Annotated in this window: 22 protein-coding genes; 21 read left to right on the top strand and 1 reads right to left on the bottom strand. The window is 53.1% G+C overall.

What is annotated here, in order from left to right; translation table 11 throughout:
• Positions 1 to 19: 19 nt before the first annotated feature.
• The gene (locus BM477_RS03790) at positions 20 to 2,479 is read right to left on the bottom strand and encodes a hypothetical protein (protein WP_143230194.1); all 2,460 of its coding nucleotides are present in this window, start codon (positions 2,477 to 2,479) and stop codon (positions 20 to 22) included.
• An 84-nt stretch (positions 2,480 to 2,563) separates the two neighbouring features.
• Here BM477_RS03790 and BM477_RS03785 point away from each other — a divergent pair, with 84 nt between their 5' ends.
• The 21 genes from BM477_RS03785 to BM477_RS03685 all read left to right on the top strand — a co-directional run bounded on the left by BM477_RS03785 (position 2,564) and on the right by BM477_RS03685 (position 24,347).
• Positions 2,564 to 3,892 (top strand): replication-associated recombination protein A, encoded by a 1,329-nt coding sequence (locus tag BM477_RS03785; RefSeq protein ID WP_075361427.1) that lies wholly within the window; start codon positions 2,564 to 2,566, stop codon positions 3,890 to 3,892.
• Between the two features lie 123 nt (positions 3,893 to 4,015).
• Positions 4,016 to 4,639: a 30S ribosomal protein S4 gene (rpsD, locus tag BM477_RS03780; protein WP_075361340.1), complete on the top strand. Its 624-nt coding sequence runs from the start codon at positions 4,016 to 4,018 to the stop codon at positions 4,637 to 4,639.
• 97 nt (positions 4,640 to 4,736) lie between these two features.
• Positions 4,737 to 5,174 carry a DUF948 domain-containing protein gene (locus tag BM477_RS03775; RefSeq protein ID WP_075361339.1) on the top strand — a complete coding sequence of 146 codons (438 nt, stop codon included), beginning with the start codon at positions 4,737 to 4,739 and terminating at the stop codon, positions 5,172 to 5,174.
• A 40-nt stretch (positions 5,175 to 5,214) separates the two neighbouring features.
• Complete coding sequence (gene alaS, locus BM477_RS03770) at positions 5,215 to 7,908, top strand: alanine--tRNA ligase (protein WP_075361338.1); 2,694 nt, start codon at positions 5,215 to 5,217, stop codon at positions 7,906 to 7,908.
• A gap of 2 nt (positions 7,909 to 7,910) precedes the next feature.
• On the top strand, positions 7,911 to 8,366 hold the full coding sequence (gene ruvX / locus BM477_RS03765; RefSeq protein WP_075361337.1) for a Holliday junction resolvase RuvX: 456 nt from the start codon (positions 7,911 to 7,913) through the stop codon (positions 8,364 to 8,366).
• 19 nt (positions 8,367 to 8,385) lie between these two features.
• Positions 8,386 to 9,828, top strand: coding sequence for an endolytic transglycosylase MltG (mltG, locus tag BM477_RS03760; RefSeq protein ID WP_084543691.1), 1,443 nt, complete (start codon positions 8,386 to 8,388; stop codon positions 9,826 to 9,828).
• On the top strand, positions 9,822 to 10,643 hold the full coding sequence (locus tag BM477_RS03755; protein ID WP_075361336.1) for a shikimate dehydrogenase family protein: 822 nt from the start codon (positions 9,822 to 9,824) through the stop codon (positions 10,641 to 10,643). Before mltG ends, BM477_RS03755 begins: the two co-directional genes overlap by 7 nt.
• Before the next feature lie 18 nt (positions 10,644 to 10,661).
• Positions 10,662 to 11,312: an A24 family peptidase gene (locus BM477_RS03750; RefSeq protein ID WP_075361335.1), complete on the top strand. Its 651-nt coding sequence runs from the start codon at positions 10,662 to 10,664 to the stop codon at positions 11,310 to 11,312.
• 34 nt (positions 11,313 to 11,346) lie between these two features.
• Positions 11,347 to 12,564 carry a chorismate synthase gene (aroC, locus tag BM477_RS03745; protein ID WP_075361334.1) on the top strand — a complete coding sequence of 406 codons (1,218 nt, stop codon included), beginning with the start codon at positions 11,347 to 11,349 and terminating at the stop codon, positions 12,562 to 12,564.
• The gene (gene aroB / locus BM477_RS03740; protein ID WP_075361333.1) at positions 12,554 to 14,179 is read left to right on the top strand and encodes a 3-dehydroquinate synthase; all 1,626 of its coding nucleotides are present in this window, start codon (positions 12,554 to 12,556) and stop codon (positions 14,177 to 14,179) included. The genes aroC and aroB overlap by 11 nt, the downstream gene beginning before the upstream one ends.
• The gene (locus tag BM477_RS03735) at positions 14,172 to 14,702 is read left to right on the top strand and encodes a hypothetical protein (RefSeq protein WP_143230193.1); all 531 of its coding nucleotides are present in this window, start codon (positions 14,172 to 14,174) and stop codon (positions 14,700 to 14,702) included. The genes aroB and BM477_RS03735 overlap by 8 nt, the downstream gene beginning before the upstream one ends.
• 37 nt (positions 14,703 to 14,739) lie before the next feature.
• The gene (gene efp / locus BM477_RS03730) at positions 14,740 to 15,303 is read left to right on the top strand and encodes an elongation factor P (protein ID WP_075361331.1); all 564 of its coding nucleotides are present in this window, start codon (positions 14,740 to 14,742) and stop codon (positions 15,301 to 15,303) included.
• Positions 15,303 to 15,845: a transcription antitermination factor NusB gene (gene nusB, locus BM477_RS03725; protein ID WP_075361330.1), complete on the top strand. Its 543-nt coding sequence runs from the start codon at positions 15,303 to 15,305 to the stop codon at positions 15,843 to 15,845. Before efp ends, nusB begins: the two co-directional genes overlap by 1 nt.
• Before the next feature lie 55 nt (positions 15,846 to 15,900).
• Positions 15,901 to 16,437 carry a bifunctional pyr operon transcriptional regulator/uracil phosphoribosyltransferase PyrR gene (gene pyrR / locus BM477_RS03720; RefSeq protein ID WP_075361329.1) on the top strand — a complete coding sequence of 179 codons (537 nt, stop codon included), beginning with the start codon at positions 15,901 to 15,903 and terminating at the stop codon, positions 16,435 to 16,437.
• Positions 16,438 to 16,453: 16 nt separating this feature from the next.
• On the top strand, positions 16,454 to 17,026 hold the full coding sequence (gene gmk, locus BM477_RS03715) for a guanylate kinase (protein WP_075361425.1): 573 nt from the start codon (positions 16,454 to 16,456) through the stop codon (positions 17,024 to 17,026).
• Positions 17,027 to 17,121: 95 nt separating this feature from the next.
• Complete coding sequence (gene rpoZ / locus BM477_RS03710) at positions 17,122 to 17,394, top strand: DNA-directed RNA polymerase subunit omega (RefSeq protein ID WP_075361424.1); 273 nt, start codon at positions 17,122 to 17,124, stop codon at positions 17,392 to 17,394.
• 6 nt (positions 17,395 to 17,400) lie between these two features.
• The gene (gene coaBC, locus BM477_RS03705) at positions 17,401 to 18,642 is read left to right on the top strand and encodes a bifunctional phosphopantothenoylcysteine decarboxylase/phosphopantothenate--cysteine ligase CoaBC (RefSeq protein WP_075361328.1); all 1,242 of its coding nucleotides are present in this window, start codon (positions 17,401 to 17,403) and stop codon (positions 18,640 to 18,642) included.
• 4 nt (positions 18,643 to 18,646) lie between these two features.
• Positions 18,647 to 19,852: a methionine adenosyltransferase gene (gene metK, locus BM477_RS03700; RefSeq protein ID WP_075361327.1), complete on the top strand. Its 1,206-nt coding sequence runs from the start codon at positions 18,647 to 18,649 to the stop codon at positions 19,850 to 19,852.
• Positions 19,853 to 19,895: 43 nt separating this feature from the next.
• Entirely contained in the window at positions 19,896 to 21,950 is a 2,055-nt protein-coding gene (locus tag BM477_RS03695) for a primosomal protein N' family DNA-binding protein (RefSeq protein ID WP_075361326.1), read from the top strand.
• Between the two features lie 28 nt (positions 21,951 to 21,978).
• Positions 21,979 to 22,935 carry a methionyl-tRNA formyltransferase gene (fmt, locus tag BM477_RS03690; RefSeq protein ID WP_075361325.1) on the top strand — a complete coding sequence of 319 codons (957 nt, stop codon included), beginning with the start codon at positions 21,979 to 21,981 and terminating at the stop codon, positions 22,933 to 22,935.
• Positions 22,936 to 22,937: 2 nt separating this feature from the next.
• Positions 22,938 to 24,347: an RsmB/NOP family class I SAM-dependent RNA methyltransferase gene (locus tag BM477_RS03685; protein ID WP_075361324.1), complete on the top strand. Its 1,410-nt coding sequence runs from the start codon at positions 22,938 to 22,940 to the stop codon at positions 24,345 to 24,347.
• Positions 24,348 to 24,350 lie beyond the last annotated feature (3 nt).

Here is a 24,350-nt window from a genome sequence, read left to right as displayed (position 1 = left end):
ATTCAGCTGCAGTTTCCGCCTAATCGGATTGTGGTTGCGCATTTTCTGCAGTTAGATTGCGCCTTCGGCGATGACGGACACGACTGAGCATCTGCCGAGATTTTTCTGTCGGGGACAATCCGTCATTTTCAGCCGGTGGGGGAGTATCAGTAGCCTTGACGGGTATTTGCTCCGCGTTGACATCGGAGTTTTGCCTGTGTTCTCTATACGGTGCAGCGTCGAACAGTCGGTGCAGATAGGTGCGGGTATGTGAATGTAGTTTTGAAATCTGCGAGTTGCGTGCTCGTAGCTTGCTATCTGGTTTCGAAGCGAGGAACAGCATCTGCGGAATAATCAAAAGTGTGCCCAGCATGGTCACGATAATCGTATTAATCAGGAGCAGACCAATTGTCGCAGCGACTAGCTGGCCGCTAAATAGGGCTACGATTCCGCCAGCACCAACCACTAGCCAAACTGCTCTTGAAGTGGCGGGGCGACTCATCACATGGGGTTCTAGCAGGACAACGGCGATTACGACTACAGAGAGGAAACTGCCAATCACTAGACCGGTGACATCCAGCTTCACATTGAATCCAACGCCTGGCAGAAGTGTTAAGAAACCAGAGCTTGAAATCAGGATGGCCAAGCCGATGCTGGCAGCAGACATTAAAAGCCCTGTGACCAGCTGGATTGTGGTCATCAGGAGGTTTCCGAACAGGAGATAGAGGGCAAGGGCCGCAACGAGCACCATCAAGGGTATTAGCCAGACTAGGCTTTCTATGGTGGCATCAATTACCTGTATATTCCGGCTAGTTTCAGAATAGACAGCGTGTTCAACTTCGCTCTCTTCTTCCGCCAAGTCTTTAAAGGCTTCGCTTTGCTCTGTGTAGGTGGGATTTGCGACTTGAAAATCGAAGTCAACGGTAGCGAATTTTTCATTCCCTACCGTAATAGCGGAAGAAACTAATTTGAGCAAGCTGCTCTTGGAGGCAACCTGGTCAGCCCAGTGTTGTAGCTGCGAGGGGGAGCTCTTAGCAACTACAGAAAATGCGGGAGAGCTCAAGGAAGGATAATTCTCTTGGGCTACGGACTGAAAGTGCACAATATCGGTTGCATTCGACAGCTCAGCTGAAGAGGAAGCTTTTGGAGAGAGCAGAGCCCAAGGTAGACATGTCAACAGCAGAATGATGGCTGCTATAGCTGGAGCTCCCATATTCTTAGAAAATGCGGTATCTAAGTATGTGACGTTGAGGTACTGTTCAGCCCTCTCAAACCAACTAAGCGTTGGTTTGCCGCCCGCTTTCGCGATTTCGATTTTTGAGAGCACTCCAGTGGGACGGTCAACATCGGCATGAGAGGAGAAATAATGCTCGAGAGTGAGTTGCACGCCAGGGGTTAAGAGCACTGCGAGATGCCAAATCAAAGCGGTGGTTGCCAGCATGGTGAGAGCGAAGATCCGCACATGCAGAAGAGGAACCGCGAAAGCAAGCAGGAAAGTTACTGCTGGAACCAAAAAACTCACGAGCATAATCAGACGGGAAGCCCGTACTCGTTTAGCAAACTGCGAAACTCTTTCCTCTTCGAGGTCTTCCATTCTTTCGGAAAGCGGAACTAAAAGGGCCTTCCCGAGGCGTCCCGCGCGATGTAGTCGATGGGAGTCTACAGTGTGGACAATAGCGGTGATAATAATCCCTAAAGTAGTCGACCCAAGAGCGACTACAGGAACCAAATGTACCGGATAGGAAACTATGAAAGTGCCGACCCAAGAAACAAATAGACCGGATAATCCGGCAGCAATTACTGAGAGCGAACCGGCTAAAGCTGCGGCAGGTCGGCGGGTTGAAATATAGAAGCCCATGATAGATAGTAGCCAGGCCAAGAGCACAATCGCACTAGTTGCCCGAAGAGTGTTCGCCTGAGCCACCTCATTGGCATGAGAATCAGAACTCAATGAGACCCTGACTTCAGGAAATGCTTGTTTCAACTTCTGAATAAAGTGATTCAGGGTGGACTCCACCATTATGTCGATGGCTTCCAACTCGGCTGGGGTATGGTCATTGGTAGGTGCAATCAAGATGATAAAGGAGCGACCGCGGTTTCCAATCAAAGGATTACTTAAAGAGTCACTTGAGTCTTGATCGAACAAGAATGGGTCTAAAAGCTCCACCCGAGGTTGTAGCGCCAGCTTCTGTTCGAGGTCCGAGCGGAAGCCAGCATAGAGCTCCCCGACACGGGCGGCGACCTCGGTCTCATCAATCGCGATGCCTTCAACCAGCAAAGCAGTCAAGTTGTCAGACTCGCCAGTTTCAGCGAGCATCGCTTCAGCCCTGTGCACCTGCGCAGTTTGCGCCTTTTCTGCAGCCGGAACCGTTCGCGACACCAAGTTACCAAGTCCCAAACCGGTTGATAAGGTCAGAATCATCGCGGTGGCAAGTACGAAAAACAAAGCAGTAAGCATACGATGCTTTTCGTATAGTCGGGTCAAAAACATCTTCTTCACATCACCTATTGTGCCATTAATTGTCTGTGCTCTCTTCGGGATTACCCAACAGCCAAGTTGAGAATAGAAGGCTAAACTGTGGGAGTGGACTTATTTGAGAACCAATTAGAGAAGGCCGATGGCACGCCTGAGAATCTGCATGCCCCGCTCGCTGTCCGGATGCGGCCCACCACTCTAGAAGAGGTGGTTGGGCAATCATCTGCGATTAAATCAGGCACTCCGTTGTACCAATTGGTCCATCCTCGGGAAGGATTTGAGTCGCCCAGCTCCGTTATCCTGTGGGGACCTCCGGGCACGGGTAAGACAACCCTCGCATATCTAGTTGCCGCCTCGCGCCAATGGAATTTTGTAGAGCTAAGTGCCGTATCGGCGGGCGTTAAGGATATTAGAGCAGTCGTGGCAGACGCGAAACGAGCCCTCGTATCCCATAGTAAGGCGACAGTGTTATTCATCGATGAAATTCACCGTTTCTCCAAGGCTCAACAAGATGCACTCTTACCAGCAGTCGAGAATCGATGGGTCATCTTGATCGCTGCCACTACAGAAAATCCAGTCTTCTCTGTGATCTCCCCTTTGCTTTCTCGCTCTATTATGGTGACATTAGAGTCGCTGACGCAGACTGACATTCAGAGTTTGCTGTTGCGCGCTGTTGAGGATTCTCGTGGTCTTGCTGGGCAGGTAGAGGTATCCCTAGCTGTGATTACACAAATTGCTACGCTGGCCGGAGGGGATGCCAGAAAAGCCTTGACCATCTTAGAGGCGGCAGCCAATACGGCGAAGGATCAAGGAGCTCCTCTCTCGTTAGAGTTGTTGGAAACGGTCACAGCTAGTGCCGCGCTGCGTTACGATATCGACCAACATTACGATGTGATTTCCGCCTTTATTAAGTCGATGCGAGGATCAGACCCGCAAGCCGCAGTGCACTATTTGGCCCGCATGATTGCAGCGGGGGAGGACCCTAGATTTATTGCGCGCCGGATTATGATTGCAGCTGCCGAGGAAGTTGGTTTGGCGGACCCCAGTGTGTTGAATACTGCCACAGCTGCGGCACAGGCCGTTGCTATCGTGGGGATGCCTGAAGCGCGAATAATCTTGGCTGAAGCCGCGATCGCTGTTGCGGTTGCACCCAAATCGAACGCGGCTTATTTGGCTATTAATCGAGCACTTGAAGATGTTCATTCTGGTAAGGTTCCGCCGATTCCCGAATATTTGCGAGATACTCACCGGCCAAGAGATAGCAAAGATGGAACCCCGTATCTGTATGCCCATGACTATCCTCATGCCGTAGCGCCGCAGACATACCTTCCAGAAGAGATATCTGATGCCGAGTACTATCAGCCGACTCAACGAGGATTTGAGAAACATGTCACGCAACGCATGCAGAGGGTGCGACAACTACGTGAAGTAGATTAGAATAGCTGGGTGCTTGGGTAGATTACTGCCCAGACACACCTGGGGTCTTAGCCCGAATGAGGCTGATCCCATTCACAGTCGTGAATGAACGATTACGATTCGTACAGGAAGGTACAAATTATTATGGCAATTAGCCGCACCCGTCGACAGGTTCGACTCTCCCGCGCCCTCGGTATCCCGTTGACACCGAAGGCTGTTCGCTACTTTGAAAAGCGTCCTTACGGTCCTGGTGAGCACGGCCGTGCACGCAAGCGTAGCGAATCTGATTACGCTATTCGTCTGAAGGAAAAGCAACGTCTACGCGCTCAGTACAATATTCGTGAAGCACAGCTAGTGCGCGTCTTCGAAGAAGCTCGTCGTACCGAGGGTTTGACCGGTGAGAACTTGGTTGAGCTCCTTGAAATGCGTTTGGATGCTTTGGTATTGCGTGCAGGCTTCGCTCGCACCTCTGCTCAGGCCCGTCAGGCAGTTGTGCACCGTCACATCCTCGTCGATGGACACATCGTCGACCGCCCCTCATACCGCATCAAGCCGGGCCAGGTTGTCATGGTTAAGCCCAAGTCTCAGACCATGGTTCCTTTCCAGATTGCTGCCGCTGGTGAACACCGTGACGTGCTCCCCGCAGTGCCTGATTACCTTGACGTGAACCTTGAGAAGTTGACCTTCTCCCTGCTTCGTCGTCCCAAGCGTGACGAGGTTCCGATCACTTGTGACGTGCAGATGGTTGTTGAATACTACTCACGCTAATTTGTCTGTGTGACTTTCATAATCGACCCCGAGGTGCTCTGCCTCGGGGTCGATTGATATATAATTGTTCTCGATTCACTAATACTAAGGAGAAACCATGACCTGGACCGATATCGCATCCATGATTGCAGCAATTGCATTCGTTATTTTGGTTCTGGCTTTGGCCTACCCTCTGTACCAGTTAGGGCGAACTTTTAGACATACTTCAGAGTCTGTAGTACGACTAACTGCCTCTGCGGACGCGACTGTGCGTGAGGCGACCACCACACTGCAGGCAGCCACCGAGCAAATTGAGAAAATTGATGTGGTCACGACTTCGGCTAGCCACACGGCCCAAGATATTTCCGCCATTTCAGCGCTAGTAGCTGCATCAGTCGGCTCCCCATTGATCAAACTTAATGCATTCTCTTACTCCGCTCAGTCTCTGCTCAAGCGTCAAATCAAGCTCGCGGACGCGAAGTCTCAGTACCAGGGACGCGTAGATGATTTGCGGTCAGCACTTATTGCTGAGACCGGCTCTGAACTTAAGAAATAATACTTTTACCATCTTCCCTTTTTCGATCTAAGGATTCACCATGCGCACATCAGAAATTCGCCAACGTTGGCTGGACTTTTTCGAGTCGAAAGAGCACCACATCGCCCCTTCGGTTCCATTGATTTCCCCAGATCCTTCCATCCTTTTCACCATTGCCGGCATGGTCCCTTTTATTCCGTACATTGTAGGTACAGAGGCGGCGCCGTGGCCGAGGGTGGCTTCTGTGCAGAAATGTATTCGCACGAACGACATCGATAACGTTGGTAAAACCACGCGTCATGGCACTTTCTTCCAAATGAACGGAAACTTCAGCTTTGGTGATTATTTCAAAGAGGGAGCCATTGATTTCGCGTGGGAGCTCCTCACCTCTCCGACTGATAAGGGAGGATACGGACTTGATGGCGATCGGTTCTGGATTACCCTCTGGGAAGAGGACCATGAGTCTTTCGACACCCTGACCAAACATATCGGCATTGATCCTCGTCAGATTGTTAAGCTTCCTCGTCAAGAGAACTTCTGGGATACCGGACAGCCCGGTCCTGCCGGCCCCTGCGCGGAATGGCACTACGACCGCGGTCCCGAGTACGGTCCTGAAGCCGTCGGCGGCACCGTCGACCCTGGTGGGGACCGATACCTTGAGGTCTGGAATCTAGTTTTTGATCAGTTTATGCGTGGCGAGGGTTCCGGCAAGGACTATCCTTTGCTAGGTGAACTGGACAAGAAGTGCATTGATACAGGCGCAGGCTTGGAACGTCTTGCTGTACTTTTGCAGGGCAAAAATAATATGTACGAGATTGATGAGGTATTCCCCGTGATTTCCCGTACAGAACAACTTACCGGACTTACCTACGGCAAGAATGACGATCCATTGGTCGACATTCGGATGCGTGTGATTGCGGACCATTTGCGTTCTTCGCTGATGTTGATTTCCGATGGGGTTATTCCCGGGAATGATGGCCGTGGCTATGTCCTTCGTCGTTTGGTTCGTCGGGCGGTTCGCTCGATGCGTCTCCTTGGTGTTGATACTGCGGTACTGCCTGAGTTGCTTCCGGTTTCCAAGGAGGTCATGGCTCGTTCATATCCTGAGCTGAACGACCGTTGGGATGCGATTCAGGCCACCGCATATGCTGAAGAAGAAAGCTTCTTGCGCACTCTTACCGCTGGTACGACCATCCTCGACACTCGCGTACAGGAAGCCAAGTCCCGCGCCAACAACGGCAAGGGTGTGCTTTCTGGTGCGGACGCCTTCGCTCTCCATGATACTTACGGTTTCCCCATTGACTTAACGCTTGAAATGGCTGCAGAACAGGGCGTTTCAGTCGACGAGGAAGCCTTCCGCTCGCTGATGCAGGAGCAGAAGGACCGTGCTCGTAAGGACGCAGTAGCGAAGAAGACCGGCCATGTGGATTCCCGCGTTTACCACGACCTGCAAAATGCCGTCGGGGGTGAGGTGCAGTTCCTCGGCTACACCGAATCTAAGGCGAATGGCACAGTGATGGGAATGCTCCAAAACGGGCAGCCCGCCACGGTCGTTTCCGGACCGGCAGAATTCGATTTGGTTCTTGACCAGACTCCTTTCTGGGCCGAGATGGGTGGACAGCTAGCAGACCAGGGTACTATCACGACCGCTCACGGAGTAGTGGCTGAAGTTAAGGATGTACAGGCGCCAGTTAAAGGGCTGATTGTGCACCGCGCGTTCGTGCCTGCCGGCGAAATCGCTTTAGGGGATCAGGTTGAAACTCAGATTGACGTGATTCGTCGTCGCGATATTGCTCGGGCGCATACTTCCACCCATATGGTGCATAAGGCGCTGCACGAGTTTGTGGGCGAACAGGCTACTCAGGCTGGTTCTGAGAATTCGCCTTCACGGATGCGTTTTGATTTCCGTCACGGAAAGCAGCTTTCTCCGGATGTGCTTAACAGTATCGAGCAGCGGTGTAATGAACGATTGGCGGAGAACCTTGAAGTTTTCGACCAGGTCATGGATATTGATCAGGCACGAGCCATGGGAGCCATGGCACTGTTCGGTGAAAAGTATGGCAAGCGCGTTCGTGTTGTTACCATCGGGGATGGTTGGTCTCGCGAACTTTGCGCAGGAACGCATACGAGTACTACTGGTTCGATTGGACGTATCACACTGCTCGGAGAATCTAGTATCGGCTCAGGTGTGCGTCGACTAGACGCTCTGGTAGGTGAGGGCGCGTACGCGCATCAGGCCAAAGAGCATGCGCTGGTTTCTCAGTTGACCTCTCTGATGGGTCGTAAGGCAGATGAACTACCTGACGCTATCGAAACTATGATGTCACGGATGAAAGCCGCTGAGAAGGAGCTGGCCCAGCTACAAACTGAACGCACTGTAGCTAAGGCTGGTGAGCTGGCAAAGAGTGTTTCAGAGGTGAATGGGATTCGTTTGGTGAACGCTCACCTTGGTGAGATCTCTGGCGGCGATGCTTTGCGTACTGCTGCGCAACGAATCCGGGAACAGCTTGATGACGATCGTCCGCTAGTAGTGTCACTTTCTGCTGAAATGAGTGCTAAGGGAATGCTCATTGTTGCGACTAACGGGGCCGCTCGTAAACAAGATCTGATGGCTGGTAATCTGGTCAAAGAAGCCGCGAAGCAGGCCGGTGGCGGCGGCGGCGGCAAGCCCGATATGGCGCAGGCCGGCATCAAAGATGCTTCCGCTCTGTCGATTGCTCGCGAAGCAGTTTCCGCGGCCTTGAGGCAACACTGAGCATGCCGTCTGGTTCACGCATGGCCTTCGATGTGGGTAAGGCACGGATTGGTGGTGCGCGTAGCGTCTCTGGGACCTCAGTGACGCTACCAACCAGAACCTATCGGGTGCGTAGTGACTGGTCACATTGGGCGGACATTGTGTCCGACATCGAAGAGTACGCCCCCGAGATCATCTACGTTGGTAAGCCACTACACCTGAACGGTTCCGCCGGGCGGAGTGTGGCAATGGCGGAGAAGTTTGCCCGTCAGCTAAGAAAGCGGTGCCCCGAAGTAGAAATTCGCATGGTTGATGAGCGTCTCACCACGACATCAGCGCACCAGCAACTAGCGGAGGCTGGGGTGAGCGGAACGTCCCGGACAGCGATGATTGACCAAGCCGCAGCCACCGTGATTCTTGACTTTGCGCTATCGATAGAAGATGCGCAAGGTCAATCAGCGGGTACACTATTTTCATAGGTTAAGGAAAGGATGAGCCGTGGCAGGTGAATCAACTGGCAGTTCTCGGCCGCATGTGCCGTCCCGTCGTGAGCTTCGTGCTCAGAAAGAGGCAGCCCAGCGTGGACAGGTGTCTGTGCCGGTTGAGTCAAGCATCTCTGCCGCACAGCCGGCCCCTCACGTGCCGGTAATTGAAGAGTATGAGGTAGCTGCGACGAATCCTGCTCTATCGGTTTCATCTTCGAGTGTACAAAATCCTGAACAGGAGTTTAGCTCTTCCGCACTTCACGCTACTGCGGAGTCCGGCCCGCAATCCGCCGCTGAGCCGACTCATACTGCCAGTGAACCCGACTCAACAACTGAGACGACCGCACCTTTCAGCAGAGACAATGCGCTCCCAGACGGAGGAAAGAAGAAACCGAGGCGAGGCAAGAGTGCTGTTGCAACTGTAGTTATCTTGCTTTTGGTTGCTCTTTTAGCAGCGGGCGTCTACTATGCATTGACCCGATTTGTTTTTAGCGGAGACTCGAAACCCTCCGATTACGAAGGTGCAGGGACAACCTCCGTGACGGTTGAAATTCCCGAGGGGGCTACTGGAACTCAGATCGCCGACGCCCTTGTTGCCAAAGATGTGGTGGCCACTAAACAGGCATTTATTAATGTTCTAGCGGTGAATCCCGAGGGCACGAATATCCAGCCAGGCACCTATGAACTTAAGCTAAAGATGAGTGCAAATGCGGCCCTCGCTGCGCTGCTAGATACTGCTAACCGGGTAGATGTTGGTATCACCATTCCCGAGGGTTTCCGTCTCAGCCAGTTGCAAGAACGCCTGAAAACCCGCGGAGGTTACACTGAAGCTGAAGTGCAGGCGGCTTTCGCTAATCCGGAAGCAATTGGCCTTCCCGTGGAAGCGAACGGGAACGCAGAGGGATGGATAGCGCCTGGCACCTATCAACAAAAACCCGATGAGCCTGTTGAGTCATTCGTCAAGTCGATGATTCAGCGTCGCATTGAACAGCTCGATAGCCTCAGTGTGCCATCAGAGCAGCGTCAGGCGCTACTGATTAAAGCCTCCATTTTGGAGCGCGAGGTCAATATTGATAAATACCTGCCAAAGGTCGCACGGGTTATCGAAAACCGCTTGGATCCTGAACGCGGTAAGGAAGTGTTAAACAAGCTACAGATGGACTCTACGGTAGCCTACGCTGCCGGACGTACTAGCGGGATTCCCACCGCTGATGAGCTCAAGATTGATTCTCCATATAACACTTATCTGCATGCGGGTCTTCCGCCGACGCCGATAGCTTTCCCTGGGACCGGTGCCATCAAGGCTGTCTTAAATCCAGAAGCCGGTAACTGGCTGTATTTTGTTTCCGTTAACCTTAATACGGGTGAAACTGTTTTCGTAGATACATACGACCAGTTTAAGGAAGCTAAGAATCAGCTAAAGCAGTTCTGTGAGAGTAACCCAGAATCATGTTAAGACGATACGCTGTCATAGGTCATCCGGTGTCGCACTCTTTGTCACCGGTGATTCATGAAGCTGGCTATCGAGCGCTCGGGATAGAAGCAGAATTCGTCACCCATGACGTTTCGGATTTGGATTCTGAGTGGCCGGAAATCAGCTACTATGACGGTCTTGCCGTGACAACCCCGTTAAAGCAGCAAATTCTGCAGTACTGTGATGTCATTGAACCGATGGCTAAAGGGATTGGTGCAGTCAATACTGTGATCAATGCTGGTGGCATCATTACTGGCTTAAATACTGATGTCTACGGTATTGTCACCGCAATCAGGGTGAAGACTAAGCGCGCTCATTTCTCGAATATGGTGATTTTGGGGGGCCGTGCCTCAGCTTCCTCAGCGCTTGCTGCCTCGGGGGAACTTGGCCGCCCAAATCTTACGGTTATCGCACGGTCGCTTTCCGGCCCTGGAACAGTAAGCCAAGCATCAAGTCGCCTTGGAGTACGTATCACTCCCTTGCCTTGGCGTATGACCGAAGCCGCTAAGCGCGCCCTCGGGGCGGCAGACTTAGTGTTCTCTACTGTCCCGAATGGTGTTGCAGATTCCCTTTGTGAGGGCCTTGAGCCGCGTCCTGATGCGGTGTATATGGAAGCATCATATGCGGACGCTCCATCATGCCTGTCTCGCACCTTCGCTGAAGCCGGGGCCACGGTCGTACACGGAACCGAAATGTTGCTATACCAAGGCCTGCAGCAGTTTGCCTTGATGACGGGTTGCCCGGCCCCAGAGCCTGAGATGCGGGCAGCGCTTGATGCTGCGCTTCGTCGGCGCTAATCAAGGATCTGTTTTATTTTGAATACCTACTGGGGCCCCATAGTTGAGGCGTTACTAGTCGGTTTCGGCTTGGTTTTCTTTTTGTTTTCGGTATTCCTTGGTTTGAGACTTAGGCCCCGTTACGTGAAGCGTGCACAGGAGCAGTACCGCGCCACCAGCTCTCTATATTTCGGTTTGGTGATAATGCTGATTATCGTGGCTTGGATTGTCGCTACGGCGGTTAACCTCAGCGCGGCCCTCGCTCTATTTCCATTGCTTGGGCCCGCCGCATTTGCTGCGGCAATAGATGCGCAAACCCATTATCTTCCTAATCAGCTGGTTGGTTTATGTTGGCTGGCAGTAGCTTTCAGTTTTTGCTTATCATCCTTGGTTTTGCCAGTAGCTCAGATTGGTTTTGCGATTGCGGTAGGATTCTTTGCAGGTGCATTATTTTGGCTGTTTTCTTATCTTGAGCTGGGGATTTCTGCAGGTGATGTGAAACTGATTCCACCGCTTATAGGAACTGCTTTCCATAACGGATTGCTACTTCCGTATATTATGATTCTGGCGCTCTTACCGGGTCTGTATGCCTTAGGCGTGTATGTGATGACCAAGGATCGTCACCAGCGGATAGCCTATGGGCCGTGGATGGTGATCGCGCTACCGCTGGCCACGTTTTTTCCTTTATAAAGGACACCGACTGGGTTTGTGAGACAATAGCAACATGTTGAGATGGATAACTGCAGGTGAATCACACGGTCCCGCCCTAGTTGGCATAGTCGATGGTGTTCCCGCTGGTTTAAGCCTAGAAACCGCCGATTTTGAAAGAGCTTTAGCCCGCCGGAGACTTGGTGCTGGCCGAGGCGCGCGGCAAAAATTTGAGACCGATCGGGTTGAGATTACTGGGGGTATTCGCCACGGAAAAACTACTGGCGCCCCGGTAGCAGTTCTTATCCACAACTCTGAATGGCCCAAATGGCAAACTGTCATGAGCGCTGATCCGGTGCCGCCAGCAGCGCTCCAACGTGATGCCGGCACCGGAGATGAACGTGAAATCGCCCGTAACCGCCCCCTCACTCGGCCTCGTCCAGGGCACGCCGATCTGCCTGGCGCAGTTAAGTACGAACAAGCTGATGCGCGTAACATTCTCGAAAGAGCTTCCGCACGTGAAACCGCGGCCCGTGTTGCACTCGGAACTGTGGCTAAAGCAATTTTGGAACAGGCAGCGCAGATTCGAATTGTTTCGCAGGTTAGGCAGCTGGGCTCAGTGCGTTCTTTAGCCCCGCTGGCAACACCCGAGCAGACGGCTGCCTTGGACGCTTCAGACGTGCGTTGTCTTGATGAAGAAACTGCTACACGGATGCGGGCGGAACTTTCGGCACTGCATAAATCCGGTGATACCTGTGGGGGAGTAGTCGAAGTAGTAGCGTATGGCGTACCGATTGGCCTTGGCTCTCACACTCAGCATGACCGCCGACTGGATGCTGCGATTGCTGGTGCGATGATGTCAGTACAGGCGTTTAAGGCCGTAGAAATTGGGGATGGCTGGGCAGTCGCGGGATTGCCTGGCTCGCAGGCACATGATGAGATTGTGAAGGACGAGGACGGGAAGATCCTACGTCTTTCCAATCATGCTGGCGGAATTGAGGGTGGAATTTCGAACGGGCAGCCGGTTTTGGTTCGGTGCGCGGTGAAACCTATTTCTACGGTACCCCGCGCTTTGCGCACGGTAGATTGGGCTACCGGAGAGGCTGCCAAAGCGAATCATCAGCGTTCTGACGTGTCTGCAGTGGTTCCAGCAGCTGTGATTTCAGAGTCGGTTTTGGCGCTGGTCCTAGCGGACTTTTTACTGCAACGCACCGGAGGCGACACCCTTTCTCAAGTTCGTCAGAACCTGAGCCTGCTTTCTGCCGCAAAGGAGATTGGATCTAATGACAAATAGTCAGCACCTTTTGTTGGTCGGGCTGCCGGGTGCCGGTAAATCTACGGTCGCGCAGCTCCTTGGTGAAGCTCTAGGCATGCCCGTGATTGATACAGATCAGGTGGTAGAGCAGATTGCAGGTCGCTCAATAGCTGAAGTTTTTTCAGACTCGGGCGAAGCTAGTTTTCGTGAGTTTGAAACGCAAGCGCTTCGTCAGTCTTTGGCGGGTACTCCTGCGGTAATCTCACTCGGTGGAGGTGTGCTGACTCAGCAGATTAACCGCGAAATATTGTTGGGAAACCGTGTGGTATACCTTCAGGTGACGCCAGAAAATGCTGCTAGGCGGCTAGGGATTTCGCATGGCAGACCGCTTTTACAGGGCAGCCGTGACATGGTTACTAAGCTTCAAGAACTTCACAATCAGCGCCATGCTGATTACGAAACCGCAGCCTGTCTGCGTGTTTTTACTGACGGCGCAACAGCGGTCGAAGTAACGCAAGACATCCTCGACCAGTTGCAGGCGAGACGTAATCTGGTCCAAGTAAGAGCGGAGCGGGTCTATTCTGTCATTGTCGGCAGTGGGCTCGAAGAAGTGATCGCGCATCGCGTCAATCAACTGGGAAAAGACGTCTTAGTGGTGCATCCGCCGATCCTGCGTCCCCGCGCTCAAGAGCTAGCCACGCGCATCTCAGAGCGTAGCAGTGGTTCCGTGAACCTTTGGGAGCATGCCGATGCAGAATCTGGGAAAACCGTAGCCTCAGCTGAAGCCGGCTGGAACCGACTGGGGGAACTGAATTACGGTCGTGATAGCGTGATTGTTGCCTTCGGTGGGGGAGCGACCACCGATTTGGCCGGTTTTTTGGCAGCAACATGGCTCCGTGGCGTCCCGGTTGTCATGTGCCCTTCAACCCTGCTGGGCATGGTAGATGCCGCGGTGGGCGGTAAAACCGGGCTGAACACTCCAGCGGGCAAGAACCTAGTTGGCTCATTCTATTCGCCCGCTGCTGTCTTTTGTGATCTGCGCCAGTTGGTTACACTCGCTCCGGAGCAGATTGCTGCTGGCATGGCTGAAGTTTTGAAATGCGGCTATATTCGCGATGGCCGTATTCTTGAGAAACTAGACTCCCTCGCCCTCGAAAATGTCGGTTCTATTTTGGGTCAAGCGGGTAAGGAGAGCCGTGCTGAGCTGGCCCTGCGTGAACTGGTTACCCGCGCCATTACGGTTAAAGCGGAGGTCGTCGGAGCGGATTTCAGGGAATCAGGCTTGCGAGAGATATTAAATTTCGGGCACACCTTTGCGCATGCCATTGAGAAGCTCGAAGATTACAAATGGCAGCACGGATTCGCTGTCGCTGTAGGAATGGTTTACGCCATGGAGTTAGCCTGCACCCTCGGGCAAGTAGAGCGGGATGTAGTCTCACAATTGCGTCTGCGGCTCAAGGCCTTGGGGCTGCCAACTAGCTATCAGGGTACGTGGCCGGACCTGTATGAGGCCATGCTGCATGACAAAAAAGTCCGAGGGGGAGTGCTCCGCTTTGTCATGCCCGCAAAAGAAGGTGCAATCCACACGCATTCGGTTACTGATTTGGCAGCTTTGAAGCAAGCTGCCGTTCAGGTGGGGGTCAAACTTGCCTAATGTGATTCTGGCAGTGCTGGACGGCGCCTGGGATGAGGCGAGCTATTCTACTTTGCAGGCTAATTCTGCAATGCCCGTCGCCGACTGGCGCATCGAATTTTCGGTGCAGGGGGAGGGGGCAGATTCGCTGTATCAAGGTGCGCATACCAGCCCTGATGTCATCGCTGCCTGGGTGCAGGTCGCTGAAAAGCTAGGTGACACCGAAGAGATTCAGCTAGTACCAGCAGCAATCGCTGAGATTCCTCAGATTGCCAGTTTATTGGCGAACTACCAAGATAACGGCAGCTTAATCATCTATGTGACGACCAGCGTCGGAGAAGCCTGGCGCAGACTCGGTTTGAATCAGCCCGGTGTCCCAGTTGGTTTAGGGCCGATCCGGGCGACCTGGCTAGCACTTAATCGGGCCCGTACCGAGGCTTGGCAGCAGACTGGCGCAATCATTATAGATTCCTCACATTGTGAGGTATCGGGACAAACAGAAGCGATTTTTTCTGCGATTCGCGCTAAGATAAGCGCGTCATAGTGGGCAAACCCCACAGGTTATTACGAGAGGAAAAATTGTGGCTTCAACTAACGATTTGAAAAATGGCATGGTGCTCAAGCTGGAAAATCAGCTTTGGTCTGTAGTCGAGTTCCAGCACGTTAAGCCGGGTAAGGGCCCCGCTTTCGTGCGTACCAAGCTTAAGAACGTCATGTCAGGCAAGATCGTTGATAAGACTTTCAACGCCGGTCTTAAGGTAGAGACCGCGACCGTTGACCGTCGCGACATGACCTACCTGTACAAAGACGGCGAAGATTACGTCTTCATGGACGACAGCAATTACGATCAGATTACGGTCTCCGCTGAGGTCATTGGCGATGCAGCTGCTTTCATGCTGGAAAACCAGTCCGCTATCGTCTCCATGTACGAAGGCGCAGTCCTGTTTATTGAGCTTCCCGCTTCCGTGGTGCTGGAGATTACCTACACCGAGCCGGGCCTCCAGGGCGATCGTTCGAACGCAGGCACCAAGCCCGCGACCTTGGAAACTGGCTACGAGATTCAGGTTCCGCTGTTTATCGAACAGGGAAACAAGGTTAAGGTCGATACTCGCACGGGCTCCTATGTTTCCCGCGTAAACGACTGATGAGCGTTCGGAAGGGTTCTCGCACGAAAGCTCGTATCCGGGCTATCGATGTGCTTTTTGAGACTGACGAACGTCATGCGGGGGTTCGTCCATCAGATATTCGGAATACGCTTGATCAGCGACGCGAGGTATCAGCGGCGCAAACTCCTTTGCCCGCGTACGCGATTGAGATTGTTGAGGGCGTGGCTGCGCATCTTGATGAGATCGACGACATGATTGAGTCGTATTCCTCCCGTAACTGGCGTCGTATGCCAAGCGTTGACCGTTCTATTTTGAGAATGGCAATATGGGAGATTCTCTTCAATGACGATGTTGATGATGTAATCTCGATTACCGAGGCTGTCGGTATTTCGGATTCGCTATCGGCTCCTGATTCTCCGGCGTTCATTAATGCGGTTTTGGACCGAGTTAAGAATACGCATCGAGAAAAGCGTGAGAGCGATGGAGAGTATCTTGACCTTGCAGCTAGCGAGGCGGATGATACGGAGACGCTGAGTGGCTCGATTGATGCCGCTTATGTGGATGAGTATCTGGACGACTAGGGTGGAAGAGGGCTGAGCTAAACAGTTCAGCCCTCTTAGCTAGGTGGAGGTTTTCATGTCTCAGGCGGGACGTTTAGTTTTGGGCGAGGATGATATTCGGCGGTCGCTAACCCGCATTTCCTTCCAAATCATTGAACGCAACAAAGGTGTTTCCCAAGTTGTCTTGATGGGAATTCGTACGCGTGGAGTAGAACTTGCCTCACGTATCTCGCAACAGATTGCCCAGCATGCTGATCTGGTTCCGGTAGGGGTTTTGGACACTACCGGCTTTCGCGATGATCGTCCGGCTGACCGGAATCCCGGTGCGACTACCGCCCCCGAAGGCGGCATCGACGGTAAGACTGTAGTTCTGATTGACGATGTGCTTTATACGGGACGGACCGTGCGAGCAGCGCTTGACGCTTTGGGCGAATTGGGGCGGCCCCAATCCGTGCAGTTGGCTGTTTTAGTTGACCGCGGTCATCGGGAGCTCCCCATCCGAGCTGATTTTGTGGGCAAGAATCTCCCTACTTCTCGGACTGAGTTCATCGATATCAAGTTGAAGGTGACCGATGGTGAAGATGGGGTTTATATTGCCTCATCTAAGCGTTGAAAATATGGGTAATGATATGAAAAAGCATCAGACTGGACAGCCGCAGGTTACCGTATTGGTTGGCCCCACAGCGGTTGGCAAGGGTACAGTGATGGCCGCGCTAAGACAGGAACACCCAGAGATTTCATATTCGGTTTCTGCTACCACTAGGCTTCCTCGCCCCGGTGAGGTGGACGGTGTCCACTACTTCTTTGTCACCCGTGAACGGTTCAAAGAGATGGTTGACGCAGGGATGATGCTGGAATGGGCTGAAGTCCATGGTCTTAACTATTACGGCACGCCCCGTGAGCCTGTCGAAGCCGCAATCGCTGCAGGCCGACCGGTGCTGATTGAAGTTGACTTAGCCGGAGCGCGGCAGATTAGAGCTTCCATGCCACAGGCGCGGCACGTATTCCTAGCGCCTCCGAGCTTTGAAGTCCTGGTGGAACGATTGACTGGTCGCGGCACAGAGTCGGAGCAGGAACAAGCACGCCGTCTGGAAACCGCACTGACTGAGATGGCCGCGCAAGATGAGTTCGATCAAGTTATCGTGAACGACACAGTAGATAACTGTGTGCGGGCTTTGGCCGAATTCATGGGTTTAGACTAGAATAGGTATGAATTTGGTTTGGGTGTATGATGATTGCTCAAGCCTTAAACGATTGAAATGCGTTTTGCGCAAAGAAACTACAGAGGATACAGATGATTACTGGTATTGTGGCACACCCTGAGGGCATTACTTCGCCCCCGATTGATGATTTGCTTGAGCAGGTCGATTCTAAGTACGCGCTGGTGGTTTACTCCTCGCGTCGTGCCCGCCAAATCAACACCTACCTACGTCAGCGTTCAGCTGGCATGATTCAGGGCATTCCGCCCTTGGTGGAGTCAGAGCCTGAGGATAAGCCGCTGTCTATTGCAATGCACGAAATTGCTGACGGAAAGCTGAACTTCTTCACCTCTGACGCCGACGTGGAGTAGAATCGCGTGTCTGAAGGGCATATTTTAGTTGGGGTTACTGGCGGGATTGCCGCGTATAAGGCAGTACATGTAGTCCGGCAACTGATTGGTGCGGGCTATCAGGTTCGCGTTGTGCCAACTGAAAATGCTTTGCGTATGGTGGGTGCAGCCACTTGGGAGGCAGTGACGGGATACCCTGTCGTAACTGATCCCTTTGTCGGAGCAGATGAAGTATTGCATGTGAAGCTTGGCTCTGAGGCGATTGGTGCACTGATAGTGCCGGCAACCGCTAATTTCGTTGCGAAGTACGCCGCCGGCATTGCAGACGATATGCTCACTACGACTCTGTTGACCTGTACCTGCCCGGTCATGGTTACGCCAGCAATGCACCATCAGATGTGGGATGCGCCGTCAACGCAACACAATATTTCACTCTTACGCTCCCGCGAGGTGCACATTATGGAGCCTGCGGTTGGCGCATTAACTAGTGGGGACGCCGGCCGAGGACGCCTTCCTGAGCCGACAGAGATTGTGCAAGAGTTCCTCGCAGTGCTTAGCCGCACTAAGACAGGGAGCACAACGGTAGATTCGTCTTTGCCGCTATCTGGCCAGCATGTTGTGGTCACCCTAGGTGGTACGAAAGAACCAATCGATCCTGTCCGCTACATTGGTAACCGCTCATCAGGACGGCAGGGGATGGCTATCGCCACGCAAGCGCTAGCTGCGGGCGCCCGGGTCACTGTGATTGCCGCGCACCATGAGGTCAGTGCCCCCGCGGGCGTCACGGTAGTGTCCGCCCCAACTGCATTGAAAATGCAAGCCGCGATTGCCCAGGTCTGGGACGATTTAGACGTTCTAGTAATGGCTGCAGCCGTGGCGGATTATCGTCCTGCTGAGTATCACGGAGAGAAACTAAAGAAAGCTAGCGGGAAGCTGAACCGGATTGAACTGGTGGAAAATCCTGATGTCCTCGCGCACTTCGGTCATCTGGAGAGAGGCTCTCGTTTCTTGGTTGGTTTTGCCGCTGAGACCCTTACCGGTGAGGATGCTAAAGAGGCAGCTCAGGCAAAGATTTTTGCCAAACGAGTTGACCTGCTGGCTTTGAACCTAGTCGGCGAGTCTACCGGTTTTGGGGATGTTCCCAATAGCCTCATCATGATGGATTCGGCAGGTGAGATAGTTGCTCAGTTTGCGGGAACCAAAATTGAAGTAGCACAAGCACTGATTAATCAAATTGTTTTGGCGCGCGAGTCGCGCGAGGAGTCTTAAAATAATGGTCGATTTAACCAAACTGCAACTGTTCACATCTGAATCCGTGACCGAAGGTCATCCGGATAAAGTTTGCGACCGTATTTCTGATTCCATCCTCGATGCGATTTTTGCGGAAGACCCACAGGCGCATGTTGCAGTAGAAACTCTTGCGACGCGCGGTCTCATTCACGTTGCCGGGGAAATCACTACCTCAGCATATGTTGATATAGATGCAATCGCGCGTGAAGAGATCCTCAAGATTGGATACGACTCTTCTGAGGTTTTCTTCGACGGTCACACCTGCGGAGTTATGACTACCATTGGGCAGCAGTCTCCCGACATTAGCGCCGCAGTTAGTAACTCTTTAGAGGTACGTCAGGACGCGGTGGTAGATACTTTAGACTCTCAGGGAGCGGGCGATCAGGGCATTATGTTCGGCTATGCTTGTGATGAGACGCCTGACCTCATGCCCGCACCGATTTGGCTTGCTCATAGATTGGCTCTGCGTCTAGCTGAAGTACGTAAACAGGGAATTGTTAAGGGGTTGGGTCCTGATGGAAAGACCCAGGTGACTTTGGCTTATGACGGTGACCGTCCTGTAGCAGTCCATACAGTCCTAGTTTCTACCCAGCACTTGGAATCTCTGAGCTTGGAAGAAATCCAGTCAGCGATTCGTACCCACGTGATTGATCCCGTACTGGCCGATTCTGGCTTGGATTTAGACACTTCTCAGATTACATATCAGATTAACCCATCAGGAAAGTTCGTGGTTGGGGGACCTGCTGGCGATGCTGGGTTGACTGGCCGTAAGCTGATTGTTGACACATATGGTGGTATGGCCCGTCATGGTGGCGGTGCTTTGTCTGGTAAAGATCCGTCTAAGGTAGACCGTTCTGCAGCTTATGCTTTGCGTTGGATTGCAAAGCATGTGGTGGCCGCAGGTTTGGCTTCACGCTGCGAGTTACAGGTAAGCTATGCAATCGGATCAGCTCGCCCAATTTCTTTGTGGGTGGAGACTTTCGGTACCGCGACTATCCCTGAAACTAAGATTAATGCTATCATTAACCAGGTTTTCGATCTCCGCCCCGCTGCGATTGTTCAAGATCTTGACCTACTTCGCCCCATTTACAAGGAAACCGCCTCCTATGGCCATTTTGGTCGCCCCGAATTCCCTTGGGAGCAGCTCAGCCGTTTGGACCAGGTGCAGGCAGCGGTAGCTGCTCTGTAGCTGTTCCGTCAATATGTCCCGCCTAGGTGACTAGTATTAGGGTATGAGCGATCTTCTATCATCTCTGCCTGATTCTGAGGCGACCTTCACAGCTACGTCTCGTGTAGTCGACTCTGAGGTTCCGCTCCCTGTCGCACAGGTGATTTTGGATGTAAAAGTAGCGCATCTTGACCAGATGATGGATTATCTGGTTCCGGCTTCTTTGACACAGTCAGCTCAGATAGGCGCTAAGGTTAAAGTCCCTTTGGGAGCCAGCTCAAAGCTTGGTTGGATTGTAGGTCGTAGTAACCGCACCAGTCATGGTGGTGCGTTGCGTCCAATCTCGGCAGTTGTCTCTCAGACACCCGTATTGACGCCGGAGATTCTCTCTCTGTCGCAGCGCTTGGCGCAGGCACGGGTTGGTACGGTAGCGCATATACTGCGTTCGGCCATTCCAGGACGGCATGCTCGTACCGAAAAAACTGTGTTATCCGAAGGTCCCGTCGATTTTCCCAGCTGGCAAGTTCCCGCTGGATCCACTCTATCTAACTACCAAAGGGGCGCTGCCTTCTTGCAGCATCTCGGAGCGGGGGAAGGGCCTCGCGCATTATGGCCCTATCTTCCGAGTACTGTATATACAAATGAATATCAGGTTCCTGACTACTATCTGCCAGTAGCTGACGCAGTGCAGGCCTGCTTGGCTTCAGGTAGAAGTGCAATCATTGTTGCTCCTACCGCCGCTGTGGTAGAAGAAATTGCGAGTTTTCTTGAGCTTAGGCTTCCCGATGAACCAGTTAGTCGCCTCCACCAAGAACTCAGCCCAGCGGCACGCTACCGTTCTCATCTCCATGCCCTTTTGGGGCGTACACGGGTTGTAGTTGGTACCCGGAATGTCGTTTATTCTCCTTTGCGAAAGCTTGGGTTGATCGTTTTATTCGACGCTTCAGATAAGCGTCTGGTGGCGCAGCGTAGCCCCTATACTCCTGCTCACGAGGTTGCGGCTCTTCGCGCCATTGAAAATCAAGCGGCCCTGCTTGTCGCCGGCCTGATTTTACCCGCTTGGGCTCAACGCTGGGAGAACCAGGCATGGGCCTTCCCCTTGACTGCTCCACGTGAATTGGTCCGTCGGAGCGTGCCGAGAGTAGAGATACCCGACGACTATCTCCGCCTCCGTGATGGCGCATCTGCATACTCAAGACTACCTTCTTCGGCCTATCAGGTGATTAAGGAAGGCCTTATCTCTGGCCCGGTATTGGTGCATGTTGAACGCGCTGGATATATTCCCGCGCTGTCGTGCGCTCAGTGTTTCCGCCCGGTGAAGTGCGACAACTGTGGAGGGCCGGTACAGGGGACTTACAACGGCAATCGTTGTGCTAATTGTGGCCAGCCACAGCAGGATTTCTCTTGTCCTTCCTGTTCTGCGAAGCAGATCCGTTCCGTCCGAATTGGTGCGGAGAGGACAGCGGAGGAGTTCGGTAGGTCTTTCCCCTCAGTTCCCATCACAGTTTCCTCGGCAAATACTAGGGTGATTGAAAAAGTAAACAACAAGCCGCGGATCGTGATTGCGACTGCTCACGCTGCACCGCGGGCGGAAGGCGGGTTCGCTGCAGCAGTGATTTTGGACCCCAATGTAGCTTTGAATCACCCATCCGCAGATGCCGCTGAACAAGCGGTGGCAACTTGGTTTGAAGTAGCGGCAAAAGTCCGTGTCGACGGCACTGTGATGGTTGCCGGTGAGATTCCACCCGAGTATGGTCAGCCGCTCATTAGATGGAATCCACAACTCTTCACGGGATGGGCGTACCGGCAGTATGAAGATGCGAATCTCGCGCCCGCCGTATGGGCGGCTACGGTGCTCGGCTCGCCCCGTGCGGTGCAACGGTTCGCGGAATTAGTTAAGGAAGATGAGTTCTCCAGTTTTTCCAGTGTGTATGGTCCTTTCCCTGCTATTGGTGAGCAGGCCGATGAAGCACAAAGAGTATTGGGTGAGTCGAATCCGTTGGTCGTGCATTATTCCGCTCGGCGTGCAGAAGGTTTCTCCGCTGCAGGGGCTTTAAGGCGTGCACGGGCTGTGACCTCTGCCAGCGATGACGATAAGCTTTTAGTCAGGGTTCATTAAGTATTGCCATAGGATATGATTTAGTACGATGCGTTGTATTTTTGCCGGCACCCCTGAGGTTGCCATACCAGTTCTGAAAGCCCTCGCTGAATCCTCCCATGAGGTTGCAGCCGTGCTAACGCGACCAGATGCGCCGAAGGGCAGAGGTCGAACCCTCTATCCTTCACCTGTTGCGGAAGCAGCCGTGAATCTCGGCATCCCTGTCATTAAAGCGAACCGGATCACCCCAGAAGTCGAAGCCGAGTTGGCATCATATGCCCCAGCGGTAGCGGTGATCGTTGCCTACGGAGCTTTGATTCCTGCTTCAGCTCTCCAACTTCCCACCCATGGATGGCTTAATCTGCACTATTCTTTGCTTCCACGTTGGCGTGGCGCAGCACCAGTACAGCGTGCGATTCAAGCGGGCGACACAGTTACTGGGGCTGCCGTATTCCAACTCGAGGAGGGCTTGGACACCGGGCCAATCTTTGCTAGCTTAGAGCGCCCCTTGAGTGATCTGGATACCACTAGTGAAGTACTGACAGATTTGTCTCAAAAGGGTGCAAGTCTCATGGTTGAAGTCCTCAATGGCATTCAAGAGGGCAGCATCTTTGCACAAGCCCAACCTGATACTGAGGTCACCTATGCGCAGAAGATATCGCGTGAAGATGCCGAGATAAGTTTCGCAGCGTCAGCCTCGATGGCCGCTCGGGCAATCCACGCTGTCACCTCTCATCCCGGTGCTTTCACATGGCGCGGAGACTCACGACTTAAACTGGGCGCGGTCTTGGTGCGTTCCTATGATGAGTTAGGACTTGAACCCGCAGAGCCGGGCACTATTACCGCCACGAAACATAGTGTGTACGTGCATTGTGCTGATGCACTTGTTGAGCTTACTACCGTAGCCCCTGCCGGAAAAGGATGGATGAAGGCAGCCGATTGGGCTCGTGGCGCACGCCTTGCACCAGGGGAGCGTCTTGGTCGTTTCCATGGAGAGGTGGCGTAGCTGTGTCAGACAAGAAGTACAGCAGTGGATACCGAGCGAAAAGGAAAGCTGATTCGGCACGTCTAGCCGCTCTTGACGTCCTCGCCCAGGTTCGCGAAGAAGATGCATATGCCAATTTGGTTCTTGCAGACACTCTTCGCGACTATGGCGTAGAAGGCCGTGATGCGGCCTTCGCTACAGAACTAACCTACGGTACTTTGCGGATGCGGGGTTACTATGATGCTTTGATTGAGCGCTCTGCTTCTCGTCCCCTCAAGGAGCTTGATCCATTGCTTTTGGATGTGTTGCGCTTGGGCTGTCATCAACTCCTAAATATGCGTGTTCCTGAGCATGCTGCCCTTGCTGAAACTGTCGATGTGGCTAGGCAGGTAACCTCCGATGGTCCCTCTAAACTCGTTAATGCGGTGCTTCGCACAATTCAGCGTACTGCCCCACGTGAATGGGAAGCGCTGATCAAAGGTCAGTCAGATAGCCGGAAAGCTACAGCCGAAATTACTTCGCACCCGGAATGGGTGGTAGAAGCTATTCGAGATGCCTTGGGTGACAGTAGCTTTGATGCAACGGAGGTAGTAGAAGCACTTTCTGCTAATAATATTCCCGCGAAGGTTTGTTTGGCAGCCCGCCCCACGTTAACCACCAGAGCACAACTGCTAAGGGAATTAGGCGATCAAGGGAGCGCAGCCCAGGTTGCCTCCACCAGCGTCATTATGGACGCGGGCGATCCGGGCCGAGTAGCGGCAGTTAAAGACGGTAGAGCCGGGGTACAAGACTCCGGTTCACAATATGTTACCGAAGTGTTCACCTCTATTCCTTTAACGGGTTCAGACCGTGAATGGTTAGATTTATGCGCCGGTCCAGGCGGCAAAGCCGCACTGTTGACCGGATATGCCAGGTCGGTAGGTGCACGTCTCACGGCGAATGAGCTTCATAAACACCGCGCTCGCTTAGTAGCCCAGAATCTCAAGGCCTTTTCTAGGGAAGACTATCGCATTCGTGTCGGCGATGGTAGGACTATGGCAGAGCATGACGGCGAGCGTGGATACTATGATCGGGTGCTTTTGGATGCACCCTGCTCCGGTCTGGGGGCTTTGCGCCGTCGACCTGAAGCTCGTTGGCGCAAGGATCCACGCGATTTGGCTGAGCTCAACGCATTGCAGTGGAATCTACTCCGTGGTGCGGTCGATTGTGTACGTACGGGTGGTTTGATTGGCTACATCACCTGTAGCCCGCACCTATCAGAAACCCGCGATATAGTTTCACAGGCAGTAGCTGAATTACCCTTGGAACTGGTCAACCTGGCACCTCAAGTCGTTGATCTTCCCGATGCCTTAACCACCGACGGGTGTATTCAGCTCTGGCCCCACCGTCACGGTAGTGATGCTATGTTTCTTGCCGTTTTGCGAAAGAAGTAGTCT

The organism is Boudabousia marimammalium (assembly GCF_001936115.1).
Classification (GTDB): domain Bacteria; phylum Actinomycetota; class Actinomycetes; order Actinomycetales; family Actinomycetaceae; genus Boudabousia; species Boudabousia marimammalium.
The sequence above is the reverse complement of the archived record's forward strand: the minus strand, read 5'-3'. Positions and strand labels throughout refer to the sequence as shown.

Coding starts and splice junctions, on each gene's coding strand:
- BM477_RS03695 (WP_075361326.1), top strand. CDS start 19,896: ATGAGCGATCTTCTATCATCTCTGCCTGATTCTGAGGCGACCTTCACA.
- BM477_RS03755 (WP_075361336.1), top strand. CDS start 9,822: ATGTTAAGACGATACGCTGTCATAGGTCATCCGGTGTCGCACTCTTTG.
- pyrR (WP_075361329.1), top strand. CDS start 15,901: ATGTCTCAGGCGGGACGTTTAGTTTTGGGCGAGGATGATATTCGGCGG.
- aroC (WP_075361334.1), top strand. CDS start 11,347: ATGTTGAGATGGATAACTGCAGGTGAATCACACGGTCCCGCCCTAGTT.
- fmt (WP_075361325.1), top strand. CDS start 21,979: ATGCGTTGTATTTTTGCCGGCACCCCTGAGGTTGCCATACCAGTTCTG.
- nusB (WP_075361330.1), top strand. CDS start 15,303: ATGAGCGTTCGGAAGGGTTCTCGCACGAAAGCTCGTATCCGGGCTATC.
- rpsD (WP_075361340.1), top strand. CDS start 4,016: ATGGCAATTAGCCGCACCCGTCGACAGGTTCGACTCTCCCGCGCCCTC.
- metK (WP_075361327.1), top strand. CDS start 18,647: ATGGTCGATTTAACCAAACTGCAACTGTTCACATCTGAATCCGTGACC.
- ruvX (WP_075361337.1), top strand. CDS start 7,911: ATGCCGTCTGGTTCACGCATGGCCTTCGATGTGGGTAAGGCACGGATT.
- alaS (WP_075361338.1), top strand. CDS start 5,215: ATGCGCACATCAGAAATTCGCCAACGTTGGCTGGACTTTTTCGAGTCG.
- aroB (WP_075361333.1), top strand. CDS start 12,554: ATGACAAATAGTCAGCACCTTTTGTTGGTCGGGCTGCCGGGTGCCGGT.
- gmk (WP_075361425.1), top strand. CDS start 16,454: ATGAAAAAGCATCAGACTGGACAGCCGCAGGTTACCGTATTGGTTGGC.
- BM477_RS03775 (WP_075361339.1), top strand. CDS start 4,737: ATGACCTGGACCGATATCGCATCCATGATTGCAGCAATTGCATTCGTT.